Origin of the sequence: Buttiauxella sp. A111 (genome assembly GCF_014189855.1) — a bacterium.
GTDB classification, from domain to species: Bacteria; Pseudomonadota; Gammaproteobacteria; order Enterobacterales; family Enterobacteriaceae; genus Buttiauxella; species Buttiauxella selenatireducens.
Genome location: NZ_BJFN01000001.1, coordinates 695,807 through 719,620, shown reverse-complemented (window position 1 = coordinate 719,620; position 23,814 = coordinate 695,807). Strand labels below are relative to the sequence as shown.

Below are 23,814 nucleotides of genomic sequence, written 5' to 3'. Positions count from 1 at the left end.
TTGGTTGATTATCACGTGTCTGCGGGCGTTCAAAGGCCCGAAAACAGGTGATTTTTGTTGTTACCTTTCTCGTTTAGCTTAGGGAAAACGGCTCAGGCAAAGATATCCACCGCGTTATTACCCGAGGCTAAACGTTGAATACTGGCGGGAACGGCCAGTGATTCAGACTCACCCAACGATGGGAAGCTGCCTGATGAACGCTGTGTTTGTTGTTGCTGTTGGCCAGATTGTTGTTGCTGCTGGGCAAAACTTTCGCTGCTGATACTGCTTTGCCCCAGCTCAATACCGCTTTCAGCAAGCGCAATCCGCAGGTTAGACAATGTGGCTTCAAGCGCTGCACGCACATGGCTATGGGCTGAAACCATCTGCAATTGCGCCTGGTTATCATCGAGTTTCATGCTGATTTGAATTTGGCCGAGATCTTCAGGATGCAGACGTAATTCGGCAGTTTGCTGGCCCTGGCGTGTAAACATGGTGATGTGCTGGCTCACCGCCTGCTGCCACTCCTGGCTTCCCAACTGAGCGCTAATCTGGGGGGCGACAGGCACAGCAATTTGTGTCGAGGCCGGTGTCGCTACGGTCGCCGAACTGAAGACAGGCGTTGTCACCGTCGATGCGGGAGCCGTATTGTTTGCCGCACCATCACGGCTGCCATTGTCTGCATTGTTTAAAGAGGCGAAAGTTTTAGTCTCCGCCAGGGATTCGTTGCTGGTGGATTGTGCATTTTTCGCCGCAAGAGACTTATCCAGCCCTGCGGATTTGTCCAACACGCTGGACGTGTCACGTGCATCAGGAGAAAGGGTGTTCTTGATCCCGCAGCCCGTGAGCAAAGCATTTAGCGTATTTGCGCTATCGCCATCTGTTTTTGCCTGGAGATTCAGAGTGCTGGCGGTTGGCGTTTGCTGCGGCAACATGGCAAAAAGCGCGCTCAATGCCTGCATATCCGCAAGACTATGCGGATGGGTTTGATCGTTTTGCGCTTCAATTAGTGAGACTTTATCGTCGCTGCTGGCTTTCTTCATATCGGAGAGCAGAGCAGATAGCGCTTCCGGTGTATCCAGATTGTCTAACAGCGAGGCGAGGGACGCTTTTTCATCGCCTGTGCTGGTGCCTTTACCGGCAGCTTTATTCAGTGCGGCTTCAAGCGACACCGTTTTGCCATCTGCCAACGTCACCTGGCCAGGTAATGCCTTACCGAGTAGGCTCAGAAAATCTTCACTGAAACCTTTATCCGCAGCGGTTTTGCTACCTGAAGTCGAGCTGCTTACACCATCTGTAGACGTTATCATCAGGGGCTGTGTCATCATTCTGCTTTCCTCAGTGTTGCCCGCTGGGCATATTCATCCATCATTTTTTGATCGAGTTTGTTTTCAGCCAATAACACCTGTGCCGCTTTGCGGTCTTGTAACGTTTGCCAGGCTTGTAATCTTTTTTGCTTCTCTTGCCAGAAATTGAGTGCCTGGCTGACCTTACTGTTCCACTGCATTAATTGTTGGCGATGTTGGTCAATGGCTTTCTCAAGAGTCTGAATAAACTGCTGATAGTTCTGCCAACGGTTACTGGCAATGCCCTGACTCATACTGTCATTCAGGCTGGTGCTGTATTCAAACTGATAGTTAATCAGCATGTTGAGTTGTTCTTCTGCCTGCATGCAGCCACGGCGCATTTCCCCTAAGCGTACTGCAGCGTCGTCGACCTCTTTCTCTGCGAGATCGCGCAGGGTATCCAGTGCGGTGCTTTGGTTCATGATGTCTCCTGACGCGTAAACGCGAGCTCCTCTATTGTGAAGGGAGGTCAGGTTTTTGATGGGTGAAATAGGTCTGTTTAATGGGGCTATTTGTGGTGATGAGACTGGGGTGGGGCGGTCTCGTAACCAGCTCTCTCTCAGGTAATCTGCCAGGATGAGATCTGTAAGCTCGCAGGTTTTCCGTTCACCCGTGCGTTGGGTTATCACTGCAACTGGGGTAAACGGTGAACGTGCCAGGAGGATTACGCCATCCTCCTGGCGACCTCGGCGCCCGGCCAATAAATCGCCGCTAAAGCGGTAAACCCCAGTTTTCCCCCAACATTCAGGGTCGTTCGCGATTCGTTCCAGACGATCGCTCTCTCACGTGGTTCCCGACCACGTGACCCTGACTGAAGGGGAAAAACTGGAGCGATTTAAGCCGGGAACAAGGGCGTCGCTGTAAGCAGTGGAAAACAATGCATCTCTTGTGTTGCTGAAAAATCTAAAGCGATACCGTGCACACGTAGTCATGCGAAATGGAAGCGAGGGATTCTGGTCCGGCTTAAATCGCCTCCATTTTTCCTCATTTTTAGGGTCTCGCCGTCGGGAACGGCGAGAGGTTGTGATCGTCGGGAACGAATCGCAACCGACCCTAAAAATGAGGAAAAATGGAGGTTTACCGCTTGCGGCGATTTATTGCCGGGAGTCGGGGTCCATAGGGGAGCGACGGCTCCCCTATGACGTTCACCGGTTCGGTGGCTACATATAACGCAAGACTTAGGGTGAACGGAACCTTCTTCGTTTCCGACATAAACAACCCTTCCTAATCTCAAAGAGGTGACTAACAGACAGATGGTGGTGAGAGCAGCGGAGTGAATACTTCCATCTACCATGATCAAATACTCGGGAAAATAATCTCCAGTGACTGACAAGCCTCTTCCCAGCCGCTGCGTTCAAAAATCCCTTGTTGTAAAAAGGCTTCCAACTGGGGCCACAACACAATCGCTTTGTCGAGCTGCGGATCGCTGCCTTTGGCATAGGCCCCGACACTGACTAGATCGCGGTTACGCTGGAAGCTGGATAACAGTTGCTTGAAATGACGAACTTGCGCGTAGTGCTTATCGGTAATTAATGACGTCATGGCGCGGCTAATGGACGCTTCAATGTCGATAGCCGGATAGTGGCCCGCTTCCGCAAGACGGCGCGACAAGACGATATGGCCATCAAGAATGGCGCGTGCCGAGTCGGCAATCGGGTCTTGTTGGTCATCACCTTCGGTCAACACGGTATAAAATGCGGTGATTGACCCGCCGCCATGAATGCCGTTACCCGCACGTTCAACCAGTGCCGGGAGTTTGGCAAAGACCGACGGTGGGTAACCTTTGGTTGCCGGAGGTTCGCCGATGGCGAGTGCGATTTCACGCTGCGCCATCGCATAGCGGGTGAGGGAGTCCATAATCAGCAAAACATGCTGACCACGGTCACGGAAATCTTCGGCGATCCGCGTCGCATAGGCCGCACCCTGCATACGCAATAACGGTGAGACATCCGCAGGGGCGGCAATCACCACTGAGCGGGCGCGGCCTTCAGGGCCAAGGATATTCTCGATAAAGTCTTTGACTTCGCGCCCGCGCTCACCGATTAAACCCACGACTATCACATCTGCCTGGGTATAACGCGCCATCATGCCTAGCAGCACGCTCTTGCCGACGCCGGAACCGGCGAACAGCCCCATACGTTGCCCACGTCCGACCGTCAACAGCGCGTTAATCGGGCGTACGCCGACATCCAGTACGTGTTCGATGGGGGTACGTTGCAATGGGTTGAATGGAGCAGCACCCAGCGCACCCATTGTGGTGGTTTCGGGGGCGGGAAGGCTGTCGAGCGGGCGGCCGCTGCCGTCAAGCACACGTCCCAACAGTGCCGGGCCGAGGGGTAATTGCTTCCCGCTGTGCAGGCCACCGTCGCTGGTGGCACGGGCGTAAACGCGCGCGCCAGGCAAAATACCTTCGACCTCTTCAAGCGGCATCAGGAACAGTTTTTTGCCGTTAAAACCGACGACTTCACACTCGATGTCTCTGGAGTGCTGTTCGATAATGCACGTCGCACCCAGGGGCAATTGCAGGCCGGTGGCTTCCAGCACCAGACCGGTGGCACGTGTCAGTCGGCCGTAACGGCGAACGGAGGGTAACTGTGTCATTCGCGCTTCGAAACTGTCGAGCGTGTTGAGCCAGCGCGTTAAACGGGCGGTCATCACAACACTCCTGGTGCGGCAAGGCGGCAGAGTTCCTGCCAGCGTGTTGCTACGCTTGCGTCCAGGTCACCTTCGTCAGCGGTAACTTTACAGCCGCCCTGGTGCAGACTCGGGTCACCGCGTAATCGCCAGCCATGCAGACTGAGCGTTGCGCCAAGCATCTCTTCAACGCGTTGTAAATCATCAGGATGCACGCGCAGTTGCGGTTTGCCACTGAACAGCGGTTCCTGCTGGAGAAGCGTCTGAATCTGTTTAATCAGCGCGCTGTTATCAATGCCTTTTGACTCGCCGATAACCTGGCGTGCCGCTTCCAGAGCCATTTGCATCAGACGCGAAGCGATGACGCTATCAAGGGCGTCGAGCGTGTACTGAAATTCGCTGACCAACTGCTGCATCCGCGCGTGAACCGGGGCTTGCTGCTGTTTAGCTTCCGCCAGACCCTGTTCAAGACCCTGCTGAAATCCGGCTTTGCGACCTTCCTCCGCGCCAGCGGTGTGTCCAGCGGCGTAACCCAATTGGTGGCCTTGCTCGTGCGCCTGCATCTGCATTTGGGCCAGTTGTTGTTGCAAATCTGGCTCACTCTCCTGCGGCGGACTTTCGTCCTCGGCTGCGTCAGCATCGGACGAGAACAATGGTTCGAATGACTGCGAGGGAGGCGCCAGATCGTCTGGCGTCCAGATTTTCCACGAAAGCCCGTTAGACATAAGTATCCTCGCTGGTGCCAATTACCATCTCGCCGGTTTCCGCCAGACGACGAACAATCAGCAGAATCGCTTTCTGTTCGTTTTCCACCTGCGACAAGCGCACCGGGCCGCGGTTGGAGAGGTCGTCGCGCAGAATATCGGCGGCACGTTGCGACATGTTGCGCAGGAATTTCTCGCGCAGCGGCTGCTCGGCCCCTTTGAGTGCGATAAGCAACGATTCGGACTCCACTTCCTGCAACAGGCGTTGGATGCTGCGGTCGTCGACTTCCACCAGGTTTTCGAACAGGAACATTTCGTCGATAATTTTTTGTGCCAGTTCGCCATCGAAGTCGCGCACGGCAGAGATAACGGCTTCTTCCTGCTGCGTTTTCATCAGGTTGATAATTTCGGCTGCCGTCCTCACGCCGCCCATTTTGCTGCGCTTGAGGTTTTGGCCATCGAGCAGGTTGTTGAGCACTTCGGTCAGCTCGGCCAGTGCGGCTGGCTGGACGCCGCCGAACGTAGCAATACGCAACATCACGTCATGGCGTAAACGTTCGTCGAACAACGCCAGAATATCTGCCGCCTGGCCACGTTTGAGGTGTACCAGGATGGTGGCGATAATTTGCGGATGCTCGTCGCGAATGAGGTCCGCAGCACTCTGCGGTTCCATGAAGTTGAGCGTTTCCATGCCCGAGGTGGTTTCGCGGGTTTCCAGAATATCTTCCAGCAGGCTGGAGGCGCGTTCTTCGCCCAGCGCTTTCACCAATACGGAACGCAGATAGTCGTTGGCGTTGACCGACAGAGCCGCATACTGCTCGGCTTCTTGTTCGAACTCGGCCAACACGTCGGTCAGTTGTTTATTTGATATCTGGCGAACACTGGCCATCGCGGCGCTGAGATGCTGCACTTCGCGTGGGCTGAGATGTTTGAACACCTCCGCCGCACGATCTTCACCAATGGTCATCAACAGAATGGCGCTCTTCTCTGTTCCGCTCATACTCATAGTTCGTTACTCATCCATTGGCGTATAACCAGCGCGACCACGCGCGGATCGTTATCAGACATCTCGCGAATACGTTGACTCATCACTTCAGCACTGAGACGTTGGTTCACTTTGCGTTGTTGCTGTTGCTCGTCTTTTGTCAGGCGTACAGAAACCGCTTCTTCCTCTTCCACTCGCAGGCGTTGCGCTTCAACCTGAGCTTGTTGTGCCACTTCTTTGCGTTGCAGTTGTGGACGAACCACTTTGCGCCACAGCAGCCAGGCCACAATCAACACCAGCAACCAACGTCCCGCAGACATCAACATTTCGAAGAAGGCTTGTTGTTTCCAGAATGGCAGCTCCGCACTGGATTCTTCGGTGGCGCTAAACGGTGAGTTAACAACATTGAGCGTATCGCCGCGTTTATCGGAGTAACCCATCGCTTCACGCGTCAGATTCTCAATTTGCTTCATCTGCTCGGCGGTCAACGGCAACGGTTTGCCATCGGTCAGTTGGCGATAGTTAACGACCACCGCGACCGACAGACGCTGAACATCACCGACGTTCAACTTGGTATGAAGAATGGTGCGGTCAACCTCGTAGTTGGTGGTTTCGTCACGCTGGGTGTTACTCGAGCCAGTCTGGGCTGATGTTGACGTTGCCTGTGATTGCTGTGGCTGGCCATTAGCAGGAGTGGCTTGCGGAGGCGTTGAAATTGGCGCGTTATTTGGCGGAGCGGGTTGGTTTGACAGCGCACCCGGCACACCGCCTGGGTTACGGCCATTCACTTGCTCGCTTTGGTTGAGCTGGCGAGAACGCACGGCGGCCTGCGAGGGATCGCTGTTCGGGCGATATTGCTCTTGAGTTTGTTCTTTATTCGAGAAGTCGATTTGCGCGGTGACCTGCGCGTGAACATTATTACTGCCTACAATAGGGCCAAGAATGGCTTCGATGCGGCGCTGGTAGCGGTTTTCGACATCCATCGCATATTTAAGCTGCGCATCGTTCAGGTCGCGGCCTGCGGTATTAGATTGAGTCAGCAGGTGTCCACCCTGATCGACCAACGTCACATTACCGGGTGGTAGCCCGGCAACTGCACTCGACACCATATGCACGACGGCACTGACTTGTCCTTCATCTAACGCACGCCCCGGCTCAAGGCTGAGCGTGACAGAAGCAGAAGGGGATTTTTGTTCGCGGACAAACAACGAAGGTTTTGGCATCGCCAGATGCACACGTGCTGTTTTTACCGGGCCAAGCGTTTCGATGGTTCGGGCGAGTTCACCTTCCAGTGCTCGCTGGTAGTTCACCTGCTCACTAAACTGGCTGATACCAAACTTTTCTTGATCCAGTAATTCAAAACCGACCGCGCCGCCTTTCGGCAACCCTTGTTGCGCCATGCGCAAACGTAGGTCGTAGACTTTTTCTGCCGGGACCAAAATGGCGCTGCCATTATCTGAGAAACGATACGGCACATTCATCTGGGTGAGCTGAGTCACGATGGCACCGCCGTCCTGCTCCGCCAGATTGCTATAAAGCACTTTGTAATCAGGCGTTTTGGCCCACAGCACCAGGGCGAAAATAATAGCGATAGCCGCAGCACCAGCGACCATCAGCGGGATTTTAGGATTTGCGCGAATACGGGACAGCCACTCCTGGGTTTTGTTTTGAGGCGTTTGTGCCTGGCTCGCTGCGGTCATTGAGCACCTCGCAGCTGAACGTAGACAACATATTTAATAGACAGAGTGAACAAAACGAGCTCCCACAACAAAAGTTCCACAAAGATGGCACCGTTATTATTTTCTTTCTCAAAATTTTCGATGGCTGAATTAGCTCTATTTATTGATGCTATTTAGCGCCTTTATCCTATTGACAAGGTGCTAATCTTGCCGCGTTAAAAATCACCAGGGCAGAGGAAATGGCAATTCAGGGTATTGAAGGTGTACTTCAGCAGTTGCACGCAACCGCGCTGTCAGCGGGGAATCCGGTTCAGAATTACGAACCAAAAGTGAGTTTTGCGGGTGAATTACAGGCAGCGCTTGGCCGTATCAGCGAAACACAATCCTCTGCCCGTACGCAGGCTGAAAAATTTGCCCTCGGTACACCTGGGGTTGCGCTCAATGATGTGATGGTCGATCTGCAAAAATCGTCGGTTTCGTTACAGATGGGTATCCAGGTACGGAATAAGATGGTGGCGGCGTATCAGGACGTCATGAACATGCAAGTCTAAATACCCGTCATACTTGAAGCTGCATCGGCGTTGGCTGCGTTCAATCTCCCAAATCGCTTACTTTAGTAAGCTCATTGGTTTTCTTTCACTTGCCGCCTTGATGCAACTTCAATTATTTAGGGTATTACTTGGGAAATTGTTCGATGTCTAATTCAAATAGTTACGGTTTCTTGTTTTTCAAGAATAACCATTTTATTACTTGAAATTACGGTGCTATTTGACGGGACGCTTTTTAAAACCAGCGTTCCAACACCAATTGTCACGTTGTCACCTATCTCTATATCGTCGCCAATGATGCATGAATGGGCGCCCATATTGACGTTATTTCCCACTTTAAATTTGATATCGACGCCATTCTTATTGCTACCCAGGGTACAAAACTGCCTGACGGTAAAATTTTCACCAATCACACAATTTCTGTTGATAATCATCGAGTTGCCATGCCAAATCTTAAAACCTTTTCCAATTTTTAAATGATAGTTAAGCTCAACGCCAAATAGCCCTTCATTAATAAGCCGGTTGAGTATCACAAATGTCAGAGAGATCGGATAAAGCGCCTTTGTTTTGGCGTGAATCGTTGCCATTCTGAAAATTAAAATAATGAGCTTGGATTTGGCGGTATTGATTTTTAAGTCATATTTTAATGTGGACAAGAAATCACGCATGGCGATGTTCCTTTTTGGATTTATGAGAATAATCTTAATTCATAATTTGTAACTCGCCATTGAGTTGAGGAAACTTTTCTCAGGTTGATAAGCAGACCACATTCAGCTGGACTGTCGGGAGTGGCAATAGCGTGTAATTAGTAGAAAGCCCGGTAAACCGGGCGATATTCAAATAAAATAGCTGAGCGCGAGTGTTTTATCTCTCGCGCTGAAGGTTTAGCGTTGAATTAAATAGCGAATTGTGGGGCCGTCTTGCTGAATATCCAGCACGGTGTACCCGTGGTTTTGGGCATCTAATGGAATGTTGTTTATTGACTGCGGGCAGTCACTCACCACTTCGAGAATTTGCCCCTTCGCTAATTGCGGCATGGCTTCCAGCGTAGCAACTGCCGGGTAAGGGCAGGGTTCACCGACCATATCTAATCGGAAGTCCGGTACATAATTGTGGCTCATACGTTTTCCTTAACAGGCTGGCTGATGTACAAATTTTTACGGCGAAAGAAGTGCTTTTCCCATCCGACAATGAGTAAAAATGCGGCCAACAACAGCAAATAGGTGACCAGCAATCCGCCCAATGGACCAAAGGTGTTGAGCAAATTGACTTTGTCCCAGTGCGTGGCAAGTGCAGGGGAAATATCGTCCCAGTAGTACGCCAGAAGAGTGGACCCGATAACGTTGCCTAAACCAACCCACCAGTAATGAACCTGCCCTTCGACGGCGCGATACATCCAACCGGTTTCACAGCCGCCAGCCAGCACAATCCCAAAACCAAACAACAGACCGCCGATGACCGCGTTAGGGCCAGCCCACATAATTTTTGGGGCAACGCCTAACTGAACATAGCTGAAGATACCAATAGCACTGACCGCCATACCCAGAATGATCGCTTTCGCCATATGGGTGCGCCCGGTTATCCACATATCCCGGAATGCCGAGGTGAAACAGATTTGTGCACGCTCAATCAACAAGCCAAATCCAATGCCAAACAGCATGGCGATGCCGAGTTTCGGTTGATTCATCGCGGTCAACGCTCCCCAGCCCACCATGCCCACGAATATCAGCATACCGATGCGGAAGCGGCGTTTTGCCTGCTCGGGTTTCTGGGTGAGTGGTGAGGCGGCAGAAACTTTTTGCAGCTTGATGGGAATGCGGAACATCGGGAGAAGGGTGAATTTTGCACCGAACCACGATCCCATGGCGGTCGCTAATGCGAAGAACCAGGCATGCAAAGAAAACTGAGGGATCCCCGTAAAGAACGCGGCCAGATTACAACCCATAGCCAGACGCGCACCAAAGCCTGCAATGATTCCACCCAGAACCGCCTGAATAATACGTATGCGATGTTGGGGCAAACGCAGTTTTACGTTATTCGCCCACAGGGCGGCCGCAAAACATCCACCGAACATACCGATGATCATCATGCCGTCAATGCGGGTCAGGGGGTTGCCATCCAGATGAATGAGTTTGAAATATCCCCATTCTTCTGTGTGGACGCCCATTAATTGCAGGAGTTGTCCACCCCAGCGAGTAAATTCACCGGTGACCGCCCAGAACGTTCCTGTCAGGCCGAAATAGTAAGTTGAAAGGATGCCTGCTGCGATAACCGCAGGCATGGGGGCCCAGAATTTAACAAGGTAATTTAATTTGAATTGTTGCCAGTACATTTTTTCGCCTCTGAACTCAGAAGGTTTACAGCATTTTTAGAGGGCTGTATTTAAACATCTTTGCTTTAGCGTTTCGCACACATCCCCTGGTTTTGATGATTACCATCAAACAATTCATCTTGTGAATCTCTCATGTGCTGCGCAAATGCGCCGCTATCTTCCCCGGCGCAGAGAAACACTGGCGAGCTAAGTGCTTTAATGCGAAAATTATTTTTTCTCCGCAGTCAGGATAAATGATGAAGAAGATTGCATTATTGACAGTGTTGCTGGCATTGAGCGGCTGTGTGCAGGTTGATGATTACCGCGAAGTGGTGAAAACCCCGGCACCTGCGGGACTCGCTGGGTACTGGCAATCGCAAGGGCCGCAAAGTGAAATGGTGAGCCCTGAAGCCATAGCGACGCTGGTGGTCACACCTGCTGGGGATACGCTGGATTGTCGCCAGTGGCAGCGTGTGATTGCTCTGCCTGGTAAACTGACTTTGCGCTCAGACGACTGGTACAACGTCACCAACAAGCGCGATGTTTATAGCGTTGAGCGCATCGGGGATACGCTGGAATATGCGGGGATGACGCTGAAACGTGTTGAGCAGCCAACGCAAGAATGCGCCGATTTCTTGAAGAAGAACCCTCTGGAAACTAAGTTACCGTAAGGGGGGCGTCTCAGTCCCTTAGTCGCAACTTTGAAATTAGGTTTAGATGTTTATGTTGGAAATAGTGAAAGTTCCGTTCACTAAAAGTATTCCTTCATATGTAGCCACCGAACCGGTGAACGACTTAGGGTGGCCACCGTCGCCACCCTAAGAACCCGGACTCCCGGCAAATAAATCGCCGCTGCGCGGTAAACACCGTTTTTTACCCAACATTCGCGGTCGTTCGCGATTCGTTCCCGACGATCGCTCTCTTTCGCCGCTCCCGGCGGCTCAACCACGACTGAAGAGTAAAAAACAGTGCGATTTAAGCCGGAACCAAAGTCAACTTCAAAAACAAAGGTCAAATGCCAAACCGGTTTTGACCTTGTCCCCGGTATAAATTGCCCCAGTGTTCCCCATAAGTCAGGGTGGCGTGGTCGGGAACCACGCCAGTGAGCGATCGCCGGGAGCGAGTCGCGAACGACCCTGAACGTTGGGGATAAGCTGGGGTTTACCGCAAAGCGGCAATTTAAAACCGGGCGCCGAGGTTGCCAGGAGGGTGGCGTAACCCTCCTGGCACGTTCACCGTTCACAACGGATACAGAGATAACCCAACGTACGGGTGAACGGAAAACCTGCGAAGCTTACAGATCTCACCCTGACAGGCTGTCAGATGTCTGTAGAAGAGACAGCCTAGGGTTTAGGGCTAAACCTATAACACTTCCTCAATCACCCACACGCTGACACTCCCACCATTACAGGCGAAGGTTGCGTTACCATTGGCATCCGTCGTGACGATTTCATCGCGATTTCCAAGATAATCCCGCCAGTTCTTACCGCCGTAATTATCGCCAAGGGTAATGGTTTTTTCGCCGTCATCACCGTTGGATAGCACCACCACACAGCCGGGGTTTTCATCCGTACCGCTGCGGCTAAACGCGATGCAATTAGGATGATCGAAATAGAGGGTCTGCACGCCGTGGGCAAAGCGCTCGCGGGCATGAATCAAGTCATCCAACTGTTCAATGACGGGCATGTCGATGTGATAAATCTCGCCATCGCCACCTTCATCATCGTAACTGGCGCCGAATAAATCCGGGTAAAACACGCTCGGCACACCGTTCTCGCGCAGTAAAATCAGCGCATACGCCAGAGGTTTGAACCACGGTTCAACGGGGGCTTCAAGAGATTGCAACGGTTGCGTGTCGTGATTGGCAACGAGCGTCACGGCATGGAACGGGTCAGCTTCGACCAGTGTGCCGGTGAAAATCTGGCTCATGTCGTATTCACGACCTTGCTTTGAGGCCTGGTGGAATTTCATTTGCAGTGGTGCGTCAAACAGCATTGTTTTGCCATCAACCTGGGCAATATATTCCTGAAGTGTATCCACTTCGTGCGACCAGTATTCTGCGACGATAAACAGCGGTTGTTCAGCCACTTCCTGAACGTGCTCAATCCACTCTTTGTAGAACCACGCCGGAATATGTTTGACCGCGTCTAGCCGGAAACCACTACAGCCGGTTTCATCCATCACCCAGCGCGCCCAGTATTTCAACTCTTCTGTCACCGCATGATTGCGAAAATCGATATTTTCGCCCATTAGATAGTCGAAATTACCGAGCTCATCATTAACCTGATCGTTCCAGCCGTCGCCAGTGTAGTCGTTGATGATTTTAAAAATGCCGTCTTCTGTCGGATTTTCGATGTGGTCGACACCGCTAAAGCATTTGTAATCCCAGATAAACTCAGAATATTTACCCGCGCGGGCCGGGAAGGTGTAGCGTGTCCAGGCTTCACATTCGAGTACTTCGTCGTCTATCTCATTACGATTTTCTTCGTTGACGCGATTCACGCGAATGCGCTCTTTTTCGTCTGCCCCCATTTTGTGGTTAACCACCACATCGAGCAGCACGGCGATGTCATTTTCTTGTAGGGCTTTTATCGCCGCCAGTAATTGGTTTTTATCGCCGTATTTGGTCGCCACCGATCCTTTTTGGTCAAATTCGCCAAGGTCAAAAAGATCGTAGCTGTCATAACCTACCGAGTAGCCACCGGAGCTGCCTTTATACGCAGGCGGCAACCACACCATATTGACGCCAATATCATTGAGCGTTGTTGCACGTTCAGCAACTTCCGCCCATAACTTGCCCCCACCGGGGTAATACCAATGGAAAAATTGCAACAAGGTTGGGTTTTTCATCGAGTCCACGCTCCAGGAGTCATTTAGCTGACCTCTGGAGTATGGAAGATTTTTGAACTAACGAAGGGGTAACTTGCTGATTGTTGCGTTACGCGAGTCAAGATTACTGTGGCGCATCTGGCACAAGTAGCATGCCAGATAACCGACCATAGGTATTATTGAGCGTCTGCTGACGAGAGGATTGCCCGATTAACGAACTGAGTTCATCCAGGCGCTGTTGTAAAAGATTTTTCAGCGCCTGCTCGTTATCCAGAATCTGTACGAGATTTTGCTGCAACATATCCTGCACGCTTTTCGCGGTCCCTGGTGGAATTGGGTTCGTATTGAGTATTTCAATACTTTGCAGGTAGGCAACTTCTTGTTCCAGCAATAAATCCCATTCGCCACGTTGTGCCAGTTCCAGCAACGACTGACTAAGCAGAACAGCGTTCTGCCAGCGGCTGATCAATTCTACATACGGCGACATTAGGCTGGCTCCCGTATAGTGTTCTGCGGTGATATCTGTTTCCACGCATCAGCAATGTTGGTTAATAGCCCTTCAACTTCTTCTATGGCTTCAACATCATTGCGCAGATTGGCCAGCATCAGACGGCGAATCATATAGTCATACAGATTCGATAAATTCTCTGCGATTTCGCCACCTTTTTCATTATCTAAACCGGCCTTTAGGCCATTATCGATAATGTTGATCGCTTTGCTCAGTGCCTCACCCTTTGCAGCCAATTCGCCTTGCTGCATAAACAAACGAGCTCTGACCAGGGCGCTTAATGCTCCATCAAAAAGCAAAACAATCAGTTGATGAGGACTCGCGCTCATGACGGCGCTTTCCACACCGATTTGTGCATATGCTTGTGTACCCCGCGAGCTGTACATAATTACCTCTTGTTATCAGGAACTGCTGGATGAGAATTGTTGAGTCAGATAATTGCTGGTGTTGTTGAGCTTGCTCATCATGGTGTCGAGCTGCGTAAACTGAGCTTTATATCGGGCTATGGTGTCGTCAATGCTGGAGCTGACAGCAAGATACTGTTTGGTCAGGCTTTTTAGTGTGGAGTTAATGCTGTCTGTAGCGCTGTCGATAATGCCGTCATCAGCCAGATAGCTTTTTACCAGTTTAGCCGTGGTCGTAGTGATGCCGGTGGTTTTACCGTCACCGACCAGTAATTTTTGAGTATCAACTGAGTTAGTTGTGAGGGCCGCTTTTAATTTGTCGTCATCAATTTTCAACTTGCCAGTAGTGGGGTCCTGAGCAATGCCGATTTGTGAGAGGGTGCTGAATTTTGAATCTGTGTCGCCGGTTGTAAATTGGCCGCGAATGCCTGTCTGAATTGTGCGCACTACGCTGTCGCCCAGCAATACACCATTACCTGAGCTTTGGTCGGCACCGGCTTCTACCGCGCTGTATTTTGTCAGAGAGCTGAAGGTGTCCAGCATCGAGTTATAGGCATCAACCCAAGTTTTGATTGCTGCGGTCGCTTTATCATTGCTTTTGGTAACAGTAACGGTGGCGTTGGTGACTTCTTTGTTCAGAGTCAAAGTGACGCCTTCTGGCGTGTCTTTAACGGTATTACTGCCGCTCTCTACTTCAATATTATTGATAGTTAACAGGGCATTTTGCGGAGGTATCGTTTGGGTTAACTTGCCCGATTTGGCTGTCGAATCATAATTCAACAGGTCATTGAGTTCGCTGTCGCCATTGACGCTAATCGTCATCGCTTTATCTACACCGGTTTCAGCCGATGAAATAACTAACTGGAATTCACCACTTTTATTCTTAATGACGCTTGCAGAAACACCACCATCGGCGGCGTTGATAGCATCACGAATACCATTAAGTGAGGTCTGGTCGTCGGTGAGTTTAATTTCCAGTGGTTCTTTACGACCCGGCTGGTTAATCACCAGTGTGCGGTCGGTCGATGAAACAGTGCTTTGCTTATCGGTGGCGCTGGCGATCCCGCCTGTAGCCAGTGATTGCGCCTGTGCAAGTTGAGTCACGCTAATGGTGTATTTGCCTGCTGCGGCTCCCGCACCGGTGCTAACACCCAAATCAGTTGAACTACTAACGGCGGTGCTGCTTTTGAAAAGGGTAGCGTCATTGAGTGCGGTATTCGCCGTCTGGAATTTTTCAATTGCGCTTTTAAGCGTGCCATAAGCCGTTAATTTTGAGCTGTAGCTGGACTGCTGGGCAGTAATCGGTGTGAGTCGACCTTTTTCCGCAGTGCTGAGGTTTGCCAATAAAGTATCCAACGGCAGGTTGGAGCCGACCCCTAATGAAGAAACGCTAGCCATTATTATTCCCTTTTCATTACTAACAATTATTCACAGTGGTATCGGCAACAGGAACGCAAAGTTTAATGATATTTGCAGCAGATTAATGGCAGGAATAATGAAAGGGTTGCGGGTTATTTCGGCGGCTAGAGAAAAAGTGAAATTATTCTAAAGTTCGAAAATAGTGTGCCGATACATGGGTAGACGGTGAGAAACCCGTGGGCAACAGCCCAACCACAAAATGTGAATTGATAAGGAATAAAATCATGGCACAAGTTATCAACACTAACAGCCTGTCGCTGTTGACCCAAAACAATCTGAACAAATCTCAGTCTTCTCTGGGCACTGCTATTGAGCGTCTGTCTTCCGGTCTGCGTATTAACAGCGCTAAAGACGATGCAGCGGGCCAGGCAATTGCTAACCGTTTCACCGCGAACATCAAAGGTCTGACTCAGGCTTCTCGTAACGCCAACGACGGTATCTCCATCGCTCAGACTACTGAAGGAGCGCTGTCTGAAATCAACAACAACTTGCAGCGTGTACGTGAACTGTCTGTTCAGGCAACCAACGGGACTAACTCCCAGTCTGACCTGGATTCAATCCAGAATGAAATCACCCAACGTTTGGGCGAGATCGACCGCGTTTCTGGTCAGACTCAGTTCAACGGCGTGAAAGTTCTGTCTGCTGACAGCTCTATGAAAATTCAGGTTGGCGCAAACGACGGCGAAACCATCACTATCGACCTGAAAAAAATCACTTCTGATACGCTGGGTTTAAACGGCTTTAATGTAAATGGCAAAGGGACTATTGCTAATAAAGCAGCAACTGTTAGTGATTTGACTGCGGCGGGTGCAACCCTTGCAGGTAATACCTATACGGCAACAACGACTTTCGACAAACTGACAGCGGAAAACGCATTCTCCAAGTTAAACAATGGCGATAGTGTAACAGTAGCAACGGGTGCTAATGCTGGTACCTATACTTACGATGCGGGCAACAAAAACTTCACCACTCAAAAGACTGTTGCAACGGGTGCAGCATCTGAAACTTATGGTGACACCTTAAAAGCCGCTGCAGGTACGACTAAATCTGGTACCTACACATCCAGCACTGGTTCAGTGAACTTTGAAACTGATGCCAATGGTAAAGTGACTATTGGTGGTCAGGCTGCGTATATTGTTGGTGGCGCATTGACCACAAACAATACCGGTGGTGCGACCCAAGCAGACATGGGTGATTTGTTCAAAGCCGGTGATCTGACGACTAACGCTGCAACAATTAAGTTTGATGATAAAACTTATAAATTTGCTGGTAGTGCTGCTGGTTTCACTTATACAGACACCGTATCCTCGGATACCTTGCTGGCAAATGTTAAAGCTAACACTACAGCGAACGATGTTAGCATCAAGTTTAATGATGGTATTAAGACTGCAACCGCGACATTCACTTCAGGTACATCGACTAACACTAGCGTTGATGGCGACAATGAAATGACTACAGTTGCGTCTTACACTACTGCTTACTCTGTAGATAAAGATACTGGATCAGTTAGCGTTACTGGCGGAAGTGGTACCGGCAAATATGCAGCTGATGTAGGTGCAAAAGCTTATGTTTCAGCTGACGGTAAATTAACCACTAAAAACACTAGTACTGGCACTGCAACCTCAGATCCACTTAAACAACTCGATGATGCCCTGGCACAAGTCGACGCACTGCGTTCTGACCTCGGTGCGGTACAGAACCGTTTCGATTCTACCATCACCAACCTGGGTAACACCCTGGGCAACCTGACCTCTGCTCGTAGTCGTATCGAAGATGCTGACTACGCGACTGAAGTTTCCAACATGTCCAAAGCGCAGATCCTGCAGCAGGCTGGTACTTCTGTTCTGGCACAGGCTAACCAGGTTCCACAGGGCGTTCTGTCTCTGCTGCGTTAAGTTTCATAAAAAACGCAAAAACCTGACCAAACCCCGCGCTCGCGGGGTTTTTTCTTTCTGATAGTGACCCATAACTCGAAATAACCCCTCATTTCGCCCACTATTCTTGCGATTAAAAACCCTCCAGAAACGGATAATCATGCCGATAACTCAACTAACGCAGGGCTGTTTATCGTGAATTCACTGTATACCGCTGAAGGTGTAATGGATAAACACTCGCTGTGGCAGCGTTATGTACCATTGGTGCGTCACGAAGCATTGCGCCTGCAGGTACGCCTGCCCGCGAGTGTGGAGCTTGACGACCTGCTACAGGCGGGCGGCATCGGGTTGTTGAACGCAGTGGACCGTTATGATGCCCTGCAAGGAACGGCATTTACTACCTACGCGGTGCAGCGCATCCGTGGGGCGATGCTTGATGAGTTGCGCAGCCGTGACTGGGTGCCACGCAGCGTCAGGCGTAACGCCCGTGGTGTTGCGCAGGCAATTGGTCAACTGGAGCAAGAGCTGGGCCGTAATGCTACCGAGACAGAAGTGGCAGATCGGTTGGATATCCCGCTCAACGAATACCGCCAGATGTTGCTCGACACGAACAACAGCCAACTCTTCTCATATGACGAGTGGCGTGAAGAGCATGGCGACAGTATCGAACTGATTACTGAAGAGCATCAGCAGGCGAACCCATTACAACAATTGTTGGAGGGGAATCTTCGCCAACGCGTGATGGATGCGATAGATGCGTTACCGGACCGTGAAAAGATGGTGCTGACTCTCTATTACCAGGAAGAGCTAAATCTCAAAGAGATTGGCGCGGTACTGGAAGTGGGGGAGTCGCGCGTCAGTCAGTTGCACAGCCAGGCGATTAAACGCTTACGCACAAAGCTCGGTAAGTTGTAGGGAGTGCCGCACATTATAAGACGACCGGGATAACATCATGACGGTACAGCAATCCAAAAAGCGTCCATTGAGCCGCTATTTAAAAGACTTTAAACACACACAGACTCATTGTGCCCATTGCGCAAAAATACTCGACAGGATCACGCTGACGCGTTGTGGTGAAATTGTCAGCAAAACTGCCATTGCACAGCTTGATTCGCTTATTGATGAAAACAGTTGGCAGACCGAGCGCCAGTCCTGGGCGGCGCTGTGCCGTTTCTGCGGCGATTTGTATTCCAAAGAGCAGCAGCACTATTTCGATATCATCGGCTTTAAAGAGTACCTGTTCGAACAAACTGAGATGAGCCATGGCACCATCCGTGAGTATGTGGTGCGCTTGCGGCGACTCGGTAACCATTTGTCTTCACAGAATATTCCTCTTCCTTCTTCCCCTGTCGCCTACCTCGACGATTCATTTGACGCGTGGTTGCCGCCAACCAGTACCAATAATTACCGTATTGCTCTGCGCAAGTACGGGCAATTTCAAACCCTGAATCAAAATATGGATGCTCATTTCCAGGAAAATAAATCAACTTCTGATATATATTAAAATGGCATAAGTTGTAGCACAGTGGTTTTGATTGATTATATTAAGTCGTTACAATACAACCAAAATATAAACATTCGGGGTAACTATGAAATTAGCAATGGTGGGGCGTCAGGCGCTGATGGGCGTACTGGCTGTGGCATTGGTAGCGGGTGCGAGTGTTAAAACGTTCGCCGCCGAAAACTTACTGGCGAAAGTGAAAGAGCGCGGCACATTGCTGGTTGGGCTGGAAGGGACTTATCCTCCGTTCAGCTTCCAGGGTGATGACGGCAAACTGACCGGTTTTGAAGTGGAATTTGCAGAACAGCTGGCGCAGCATCTGGGCGTAAAAGCAGACCTCAAACCCACCAAATGGGACGGTATGCTGGCGTCGCTGGACTCTAAACGCATCGACGTGGTGATTAACCAGGTGACCATTTCTGATGAGCGTAAGAAGAAATACGATTTCTCCACTCCTTATACCGTTTCTGGTATCCAGGCGTTGGTGAAGAAAGGCAACGAAGGCAGCATTACTGGGCCGGACTCCCTGAAAGGTAAAAAAGTCGGCGTCGGTCTTGGGACTAACTACGAAGAGTGGTTACGTGCCAATGTGCAGGGCGTTGATATCCGTACTTATGACGATGACCCAACGAAGTATCAGGATCTGCGCGTAGGTCGTATTGATGCGATTCTGGTCGACCGTCTGGCGGCATTGGATCTGGTGAAGAAAACCAAAGATACCCTGGCGGTAGCGGGTGATGCGTTCTCACGTCAGGAAGCCGGTGTAGCCGTACGTAAAGGCAACGAAGACCTGGTCGAGGCGATTAACAAAGGCATCGCTGACATGCAGAAAGATGGCTCTCTGGCTAAGCTTTCTGAGAAGTGGTTTGGTGCTGACGTAACCAAGTAATATCCGATAATCTGAAAAAGGTGCTGATTCCAGCACCTTTTTTATTTGTATCTGCGGGCAAACCGCCAGGCTGGTGCATAATAAATAAATCTGGAATTTTTATAAGTGTAACGGAGTCGCTCATGTCACTGCATAATCTGACGCGTTTCCCGCGTCTGGAATTCATCGGCGCCCCGACGCCTCTCGAATATCTGCCGCGTTTTTCCGATTATCTCGGCCGCGAAATCTACATCAAACGTGATGACACCACGCCAATGGCGATGGGGGGAAATAAGCTTCGTAAACTTGAGTTTCTGGCCGCCGATGCGTTGCGTGAAGGGGCTGATACGCTGGTGACGGCGGGGGCGATTCAGTCAAACCACGTGCGCCAGACCGCGGCGGTTGCCGCAAAACTCGGCCTAAAGTGCGTAGCTCTACTGGAAAATCCCATTGGTACGCAGGCTGAAAACTATCTCACCAACGGCAACCGTTTGATGCTCGACCTGTTCGATACTGAAATCGAAATGTGTGACGCGCTGCATTCGCCGGACCAACAACTCGAAGAGATTGCCGTTCGCCTCGAAGTGCAAGGTTTTCGCCCGTACGTGATCCCTGTTGGTGGCTCGAATGCACTGGGCGCGTTGGGTTATGTTGAGAGTGCGCTGGAAATCGCGCAACAGTGTGAAGGTGCGGTCAGTGTTTCATCGGTAGTCGTGGCTTCGGGAAGCGCAGGAACGCATGCTGGGCTGGCGGTAGGCCTTGAGCAAGTGATGCCGGATGTCGATTTAATTGGCGTGACGGTTTCGCGCACTATCGCGCAGCAGTTGCCAAAAGTAGAAGCGTTGCAGCAGGCGGTCGCACAATCGCTGAGTGTCAGCGCGTCAAACCCGATCCATTTATGGGATGATTATTTCGCACCGGGGTATGGTCAGCCTAACGAAGAAGGGCTTGAAGCCATTAAATTGTTAGCGCGTCTGGAAGGGATCTTGCTCGATCCGGTTTATACCGGCAAAGCGATGGCGGGATTAATTGATGGTGTGGCGCAGAAGCGTTTTAAAGACGACGGCCCAATTATCTTTATTCATACGGGCGGAGCGCCTGCGCTGTTTGCGTATCATCCGCACGTATAATTACCCGTCATACTTGAAGTTGCCTCTGCGTTGGCTGCACTCACTCACCCCAGTCACTTACTCAAGTAAGCTCCTGGGGACTCCCGAGTTTGCCGCCTGGATGCAACTCCAATTATTTAGGGTATAGCTAATAATAAAAAACAGGGTACATCTAAGTATGCAAGAAAGTATTCAACTGGTGCTGGACTCGGCACCGTTTCTGCTCAAAGGTGCCGTCTTTACGCTGCAACTCAGCATCGGCGGTATGTTCTTTGGGTTGATACTCGGCTTTTTGTTGGCGTTGATGCGTTTGTCATCGTTTTTGCCGTTTCGCTGGTTATCGCGTTTTTACGTGTCGATTTTTCGCGGGACACCGTTAATCGCTCAGCTCTTCATGATCTATTACGGCTTACCGCAGTTTGGCATTGAACTGGATCCTATTCCGGCGGCGATGATCGGTTTGTCGCTCAATACCGCCGCCTATGCATCCGAAACCTTACGTGCAGCGATTTCGTCTATCGAGAAAGGGCAGTGGGAAGCCGCAGCCAGTATCGGGATGACGCCGTGGCAAACGTTACGTCGGGCGATTTTGCCGCAGGCAGCGCGTGTCGCGTTACCGCCGCTGAGCAACAGTTTTATCAGTCTGGTGAAAGACACGTCCCTTGCGGCAACCATTCAGGTTCCGGAACTGTTTCGCCAGGCACAGCTTATTACCTCCCGTACTCTTGAGGTATTTACCATGTATCTCGCGGCGTCCTTGATTTACTGGGTAATGGCAACGGTGCTCTCGTCGTTGCAAAACTACTTTGAAAATCAGCTAAACCGCCAGGACAGGGATCCAAAATGAGCGCAATCGACGTAAAACAACTGGTCAAAAAATTCCACGGGCAGACCGTGCTGCATGGTATCGATCTGGAAGTGAAAGCGGGCGAAGTGGTGGCGATCATCGGGCCAAGTGGTTCCGGTAAAACCACCTTGCTGCGTTGCATTAATTTACTGGAAGAGCCCGAATCTGGGACCATCAAGGTCGGTGAAATTTCCATTGATGCGGCGCAGTCACTCAGTAAACAGAAAAATCGCGTGCGGGAATTGCGCCAGCACGTGGGATTCGTGTTTCAAAGCTTCAACCTTTTCCCCCATCGAACGGTGATTGAGAACATCATCGAAGGGCCGGTTATCGTGAAAGGTGAACCGAAGGACGAAGCTATTGCGCGGGCACGTGAATTGCTGGCAAAAGTCGGCCTGAGCGGTAAAGAAACCAGCTATCCGCGTCGTCTTTCCGGTGGACAGCAACAACGTGTGGCGATTGCACGCGCGTTGGCGATGCGACCAGAAGTGATTTTGTTTGATGAGCCAACGTCAGCGCTCGATCCTGAGCTGGTGGGCGAAGTGTTGAGCACTATCCGCCAACTCGCAGAAGAAAAACGCACGATGGTCATCGTGACGCATGAAATGAGCTTTGCGCGTGATGTTGCTGACCGTGCCATTTTTATGGATCAAGGCCGCATTGTTGAGCAGGGGCCTGCACGTGAATTGTTTGCCAATCCTAAACAACCACGCACGCAACAGTTCCTGGAAAAATTCCTCACCCAATGATCGGTATGGCCCCATTCGGGGCCATTAACCGTTGCGTGTGATGGATAAATCATAAGCTAAATTAATGAGGTAATGGCCATTTAGCGCGATTTTTCAATATTCTGCGCCAATGGCCGTTTTATCATATAAATAATATTGATAAATGTGATAGCGTTAGGCATTACATTTGTAAATGATTTCCGTGTCAGGAGAATCGCCAGACATAATGGACGATCGCAACTTTTTTATCTGGCGGCAGGATGCGCTGAATATCTTCCAGTCTGTGACTCAGGCTGACGAAATAACGAAAATACTTCATCAGCAAACGGCATTGCTGGAATTTGACTATTACTCCTTGTGCATTCGTCACCCGGTGCCCTTTACGCGCCCGAAGACGTCGTTAAAGTCGACATATCCCCAGCGTTGGCTCGACCATTATCATGCAGAAAATTATTTCGCTATTGATCCGGTTTTACGCCCTGAAAATTTCATGCGCGGGAATCTGCAGTGGAATGATGAGCTTTTTAGTGACACGCAGGATTTCTGGGATGCGGCAAGAGATCACGGTCTGCGACGCGGCATAACCCAGTGCGTGATGGCGCCTAATCGTGCGCTGGGCTTTTATTCGGTCTCACGCACGGTGGGAAAAGGCAAAGTTTTGCCTGAGGATGAACTGCATATGCGTCTGCAATATTTGGCGGAACTGAGCTTAATGACGTTAATGCGTCTTAATGACCCATCAATGGCAGCGATGGCATTAAAACTTAGCAAACGTGAGCGAGAAATATTGCAATGGACTGGCGAGGGGAAAACATCAGCTGAGATCGCAATTATTTTGTCGATATCAGAAAATACAGTGAATTTTCACCAGAAAAATATGCAAAAGAAATTTAATGCACCTAATAAAACACAAATTGCCTGTTATGCAGCAGCGATAGGGATTATTTAATATTCCCGATTACCTGCATCTAGAAATTCTTGGGCATATAAAGAAGGTCTTGTGGGGCTTGTGCAACGAAACGGCTGGAGAACCTGAGCTCATCCAGCCGTCGCGATTCGATTACTGACGGTATGCCTGTTTAATTTGCTTAACAGTATTACCAAAAACGTCTGCGTGGGCCGAGTCTTCCATTTGAGCGATTTGCTTTTCCATTTTGATAATAACCTTGCCTGCATCGGCTTGGCCCATGGCTTTCAGCATCTGAGTTAGCATTGCCTTCAGACAGGTGACTTCAATAGCCAATTCACTACTGTTGTCTGCGGTGGAAAAATCAGGAGTGCTCATTCGTGTTCCTCGGTCTCGGTTGGTACACCGTTGTTTCGTGTAACGGTTTCGTAAGGCGGCGGAGTATAGCACAGTCGTAAACCATTTTATTAGTGGTTACGTGAAGGTGCCAGCGTGGTCACTGTACAATGCGAGTGATTGTTTTGAATTTGTTTATTTATAGTTAAAAAAACGTAACGGCGCGATCATTATTTAATATTTCTATTATAAGTGAATTTTGGTTTTTTTTAATATGAAAAGCATTTTTACTATTTAT

Annotated in this window: 24 protein-coding genes; 10 read left to right on the top strand and 14 right to left on the bottom strand. The window is 50.4% G+C overall.

All coding sequences use genetic code 11. The features are described 5' to 3' along the window. Nucleotides 1-92 precede the first annotated feature (92 nt). From BSPA111_RS03225 to fliF, 6 genes are all read right to left on the bottom strand, one after another. Complete coding sequence (locus BSPA111_RS03225; protein ID WP_183269751.1) at nt 93-1,307, bottom strand: flagellar hook-length control protein FliK; 1,215 nt, start codon at nt 1,305-1,307, stop codon at nt 93-95. Beyond that, nucleotides 1,304-1,747 carry a flagellar export protein FliJ gene (fliJ, locus tag BSPA111_RS03220; RefSeq protein ID WP_183269750.1) on the bottom strand — a complete coding sequence of 148 codons (444 nt, stop codon included), beginning with the start codon at nt 1,745-1,747 and terminating at the stop codon, nt 1,304-1,306. The genes BSPA111_RS03225 and fliJ overlap by 4 nt, the downstream gene beginning before the upstream one ends. A gap of 874 nt (nt 1,748-2,621) precedes the next feature. Then, nucleotides 2,622-3,980: a flagellar protein export ATPase FliI gene (gene fliI / locus BSPA111_RS03215; RefSeq protein WP_183269749.1), complete on the bottom strand. Its 1,359-nt coding sequence runs from the start codon at nt 3,978-3,980 to the stop codon at nt 2,622-2,624. Further along, nucleotides 3,980-4,684, bottom strand: a complete 705-nt coding sequence (gene fliH, locus BSPA111_RS03210) for a flagellar assembly protein FliH (RefSeq protein ID WP_183269748.1) — start codon at nt 4,682-4,684, stop codon at nt 3,980-3,982. Before fliH ends, fliI begins: the two co-directional genes overlap by 1 nt. Beyond that, entirely contained in the window at nt 4,677-5,669 is a 993-nt protein-coding gene (gene fliG / locus BSPA111_RS03205; RefSeq protein ID WP_183269747.1) for a flagellar motor switch protein FliG, read from the bottom strand. Before fliG ends, fliH begins: the two co-directional genes overlap by 8 nt. Further along, nucleotides 5,666-7,348: a flagellar basal-body MS-ring/collar protein FliF gene (gene fliF, locus BSPA111_RS03200; protein WP_183269746.1), complete on the bottom strand. Its 1,683-nt coding sequence runs from the start codon at nt 7,346-7,348 to the stop codon at nt 5,666-5,668. Before fliF ends, fliG begins: the two co-directional genes overlap by 4 nt. A gap of 218 nt (nt 7,349-7,566) precedes the next feature. Here fliF and fliE point away from each other — a divergent pair, with 218 nt between their 5' ends. Then, the gene (gene fliE, locus BSPA111_RS03195) at nt 7,567-7,878 is read left to right on the top strand and encodes a flagellar hook-basal body complex protein FliE (RefSeq protein ID WP_183269745.1); all 312 of its coding nucleotides are present in this window, start codon (nt 7,567-7,569) and stop codon (nt 7,876-7,878) included. Nucleotides 7,879-8,030: 152 nt separating this feature from the next. Here fliE and BSPA111_RS03190 read toward each other — a convergent pair whose 3' ends face one another. From BSPA111_RS03190 to yedE, 3 genes are all read right to left on the bottom strand, one after another. Next, nucleotides 8,031-8,543: a serine acetyltransferase gene (locus tag BSPA111_RS03190; RefSeq protein ID WP_183269744.1), complete on the bottom strand. Its 513-nt coding sequence runs from the start codon at nt 8,541-8,543 to the stop codon at nt 8,031-8,033. Between the two features lie 216 nt (nt 8,544-8,759). Beyond that, a complete protein-coding gene (gene yedF, locus BSPA111_RS03185; RefSeq protein WP_183269743.1) occupies nt 8,760-8,996 on the bottom strand; it encodes a sulfurtransferase-like selenium metabolism protein YedF in 237 nt (78 codons plus the stop codon). Next, complete coding sequence (yedE, locus tag BSPA111_RS03180; protein ID WP_183269742.1) at nt 8,993-10,207, bottom strand: selenium metabolism membrane protein YedE/FdhT; 1,215 nt, start codon at nt 10,205-10,207, stop codon at nt 8,993-8,995. Before yedE ends, yedF begins: the two co-directional genes overlap by 4 nt. A 236-nt stretch (nt 10,208-10,443) precedes the next feature. Between yedE and yedD the strand changes: the two genes are divergently transcribed. Next, nucleotides 10,444-10,857: a lipoprotein YedD gene (gene yedD, locus BSPA111_RS03175; protein ID WP_183269741.1), complete on the top strand. Its 414-nt coding sequence runs from the start codon at nt 10,444-10,446 to the stop codon at nt 10,855-10,857. Between the two features lie 691 nt (nt 10,858-11,548). On the opposite strand, the gene amyA is transcribed toward yedD, so the two are convergent. From amyA to fliD, 4 genes are all read right to left on the bottom strand, one after another. Continuing rightward, a complete protein-coding gene (gene amyA, locus BSPA111_RS03170) occupies nt 11,549-13,036 on the bottom strand; it encodes an alpha-amylase (RefSeq protein ID WP_183269740.1) in 1,488 nt (495 codons plus the stop codon). Between the two features lie 103 nt (nt 13,037-13,139). Further along, nucleotides 13,140-13,502 (bottom strand): flagella biosynthesis regulatory protein FliT, encoded by a 363-nt coding sequence (gene fliT, locus BSPA111_RS03165; RefSeq protein ID WP_183269739.1) that lies wholly within the window; start codon nt 13,500-13,502, stop codon nt 13,140-13,142. After that, nucleotides 13,502-13,909 (bottom strand): flagellar export chaperone FliS, encoded by a 408-nt coding sequence (gene fliS, locus BSPA111_RS03160; protein ID WP_183269738.1) that lies wholly within the window; start codon nt 13,907-13,909, stop codon nt 13,502-13,504. Before fliS ends, fliT begins: the two co-directional genes overlap by 1 nt. A gap of 15 nt (nt 13,910-13,924) precedes the next feature. After that, nucleotides 13,925-15,325: a flagellar filament capping protein FliD gene (gene fliD / locus BSPA111_RS03155; RefSeq protein ID WP_183269737.1), complete on the bottom strand. Its 1,401-nt coding sequence runs from the start codon at nt 15,323-15,325 to the stop codon at nt 13,925-13,927. Nucleotides 15,326-15,570: 245 nt separating this feature from the next. Between fliD and BSPA111_RS03150 the strand changes: the two genes are divergently transcribed. From BSPA111_RS03150 to sdiA, 8 genes are all read left to right on the top strand, one after another. Beyond that, complete coding sequence (locus tag BSPA111_RS03150; RefSeq protein ID WP_183269736.1) at nt 15,571-17,241, top strand: FliC/FljB family flagellin; 1,671 nt, start codon at nt 15,571-15,573, stop codon at nt 17,239-17,241. Between the two features lie 174 nt (nt 17,242-17,415). Further along, a complete protein-coding gene (locus tag BSPA111_RS03145; protein WP_183269735.1) occupies nt 17,416-18,135 on the top strand; it encodes an RNA polymerase sigma factor FliA in 720 nt (239 codons plus the stop codon). A gap of 37 nt (nt 18,136-18,172) precedes the next feature. Then, the gene (fliZ, locus tag BSPA111_RS03140; RefSeq protein ID WP_183269734.1) at nt 18,173-18,724 is read left to right on the top strand and encodes a flagella biosynthesis regulatory protein FliZ; all 552 of its coding nucleotides are present in this window, start codon (nt 18,173-18,175) and stop codon (nt 18,722-18,724) included. Nucleotides 18,725-18,809: 85 nt separating this feature from the next. Beyond that, on the top strand, nt 18,810-19,610 hold the full coding sequence (gene tcyJ / locus BSPA111_RS03135; protein ID WP_183269733.1) for a cystine ABC transporter substrate-binding protein: 801 nt from the start codon (nt 18,810-18,812) through the stop codon (nt 19,608-19,610). A 122-nt stretch (nt 19,611-19,732) separates the two neighbouring features. After that, entirely contained in the window at nt 19,733-20,719 is a 987-nt protein-coding gene (gene dcyD, locus BSPA111_RS03130; RefSeq protein WP_183269732.1) for a D-cysteine desulfhydrase, read from the top strand. A 157-nt stretch (nt 20,720-20,876) separates the two neighbouring features. Beyond that, on the top strand, nt 20,877-21,545 hold the full coding sequence (gene tcyL / locus BSPA111_RS03125; protein WP_183269731.1) for a cystine ABC transporter permease: 669 nt from the start codon (nt 20,877-20,879) through the stop codon (nt 21,543-21,545). Beyond that, on the top strand, nt 21,542-22,294 hold the full coding sequence (gene tcyN / locus BSPA111_RS03120; RefSeq protein ID WP_183269730.1) for an L-cystine ABC transporter ATP-binding protein TcyN: 753 nt from the start codon (nt 21,542-21,544) through the stop codon (nt 22,292-22,294). Before tcyL ends, tcyN begins: the two co-directional genes overlap by 4 nt. Nucleotides 22,295-22,499: 205 nt before the next feature. Then, complete coding sequence (sdiA, locus tag BSPA111_RS03115; RefSeq protein ID WP_183269729.1) at nt 22,500-23,222, top strand: transcriptional regulator SdiA; 723 nt, start codon at nt 22,500-22,502, stop codon at nt 23,220-23,222. Nucleotides 23,223-23,333: 111 nt separating this feature from the next. On the opposite strand, the gene BSPA111_RS03110 is transcribed toward sdiA, so the two are convergent. After that, nucleotides 23,334-23,558: a DUF2594 family protein gene (locus tag BSPA111_RS03110; protein WP_183269728.1), complete on the bottom strand. Its 225-nt coding sequence runs from the start codon at nt 23,556-23,558 to the stop codon at nt 23,334-23,336. Nucleotides 23,559-23,814 lie beyond the last annotated feature (256 nt).

Excerpts from the sequence above, each read along its gene's own strand:
- tcyL (WP_183269731.1), top strand. The coding sequence starts at position 20,877 with ATGCAAGAAAGTATTCAACTGGTGCTGGACTCGGCACCGTTTCTGCTC.
- BSPA111_RS03190 (WP_183269744.1), bottom strand. The coding sequence starts at position 8,543 with ATGCGTGATTTCTTGTCCACATTAAAATATGACTTAAAAATCAATACC.
- yedF (WP_183269743.1), bottom strand. The coding sequence starts at position 8,996 with ATGAGCCACAATTATGTACCGGACTTCCGATTAGATATGGTCGGTGAA.
- fliF (WP_183269746.1), bottom strand. The coding sequence starts at position 7,348 with ATGACCGCAGCGAGCCAGGCACAAACGCCTCAAAACAAAACCCAGGAG.
- BSPA111_RS03225 (WP_183269751.1), bottom strand. The coding sequence starts at position 1,307 with ATGATGACACAGCCCCTGATGATAACGTCTACAGATGGTGTAAGCAGC.
- BSPA111_RS03110 (WP_183269728.1), bottom strand. The coding sequence starts at position 23,558 with ATGAGCACTCCTGATTTTTCCACCGCAGACAACAGTAGTGAATTGGCT.
- fliJ (WP_183269750.1), bottom strand. The coding sequence starts at position 1,747 with ATGAACCAAAGCACCGCACTGGATACCCTGCGCGATCTCGCAGAGAAA.
- fliS (WP_183269738.1), bottom strand. The coding sequence starts at position 13,909 with ATGTACAGCTCGCGGGGTACACAAGCATATGCACAAATCGGTGTGGAA.
- dcyD (WP_183269732.1), top strand. The coding sequence starts at position 19,733 with ATGTCACTGCATAATCTGACGCGTTTCCCGCGTCTGGAATTCATCGGC.
- amyA (WP_183269740.1), bottom strand. The coding sequence starts at position 13,036 with ATGAAAAACCCAACCTTGTTGCAATTTTTCCATTGGTATTACCCCGGT.
- fliZ (WP_183269734.1), top strand. The coding sequence starts at position 18,173 with ATGACGGTACAGCAATCCAAAAAGCGTCCATTGAGCCGCTATTTAAAA.
- fliI (WP_183269749.1), bottom strand. The coding sequence starts at position 3,980 with ATGACCGCCCGTTTAACGCGCTGGCTCAACACGCTCGACAGTTTCGAA.
- fliH (WP_183269748.1), bottom strand. The coding sequence starts at position 4,684 with ATGTCTAACGGGCTTTCGTGGAAAATCTGGACGCCAGACGATCTGGCG.
- yedE (WP_183269742.1), bottom strand. The coding sequence starts at position 10,207 with ATGTACTGGCAACAATTCAAATTAAATTACCTTGTTAAATTCTGGGCC.
- fliD (WP_183269737.1), bottom strand. The coding sequence starts at position 15,325 with ATGGCTAGCGTTTCTTCATTAGGGGTCGGCTCCAACCTGCCGTTGGAT.
- tcyN (WP_183269730.1), top strand. The coding sequence starts at position 21,542 with ATGAGCGCAATCGACGTAAAACAACTGGTCAAAAAATTCCACGGGCAG.
- tcyJ (WP_183269733.1), top strand. The coding sequence starts at position 18,810 with ATGAAATTAGCAATGGTGGGGCGTCAGGCGCTGATGGGCGTACTGGCT.
- fliT (WP_183269739.1), bottom strand. The coding sequence starts at position 13,502 with ATGTCGCCGTATGTAGAATTGATCAGCCGCTGGCAGAACGCTGTTCTG.
- fliG (WP_183269747.1), bottom strand. The coding sequence starts at position 5,669 with ATGAGTATGAGCGGAACAGAGAAGAGCGCCATTCTGTTGATGACCATT.
- fliE (WP_183269745.1), top strand. The coding sequence starts at position 7,567 with ATGGCAATTCAGGGTATTGAAGGTGTACTTCAGCAGTTGCACGCAACC.
- yedD (WP_183269741.1), top strand. The coding sequence starts at position 10,444 with ATGAAGAAGATTGCATTATTGACAGTGTTGCTGGCATTGAGCGGCTGT.
- sdiA (WP_183269729.1), top strand. The coding sequence starts at position 22,500 with ATGGACGATCGCAACTTTTTTATCTGGCGGCAGGATGCGCTGAATATC.
- BSPA111_RS03150 (WP_183269736.1), top strand. The coding sequence starts at position 15,571 with ATGGCACAAGTTATCAACACTAACAGCCTGTCGCTGTTGACCCAAAAC.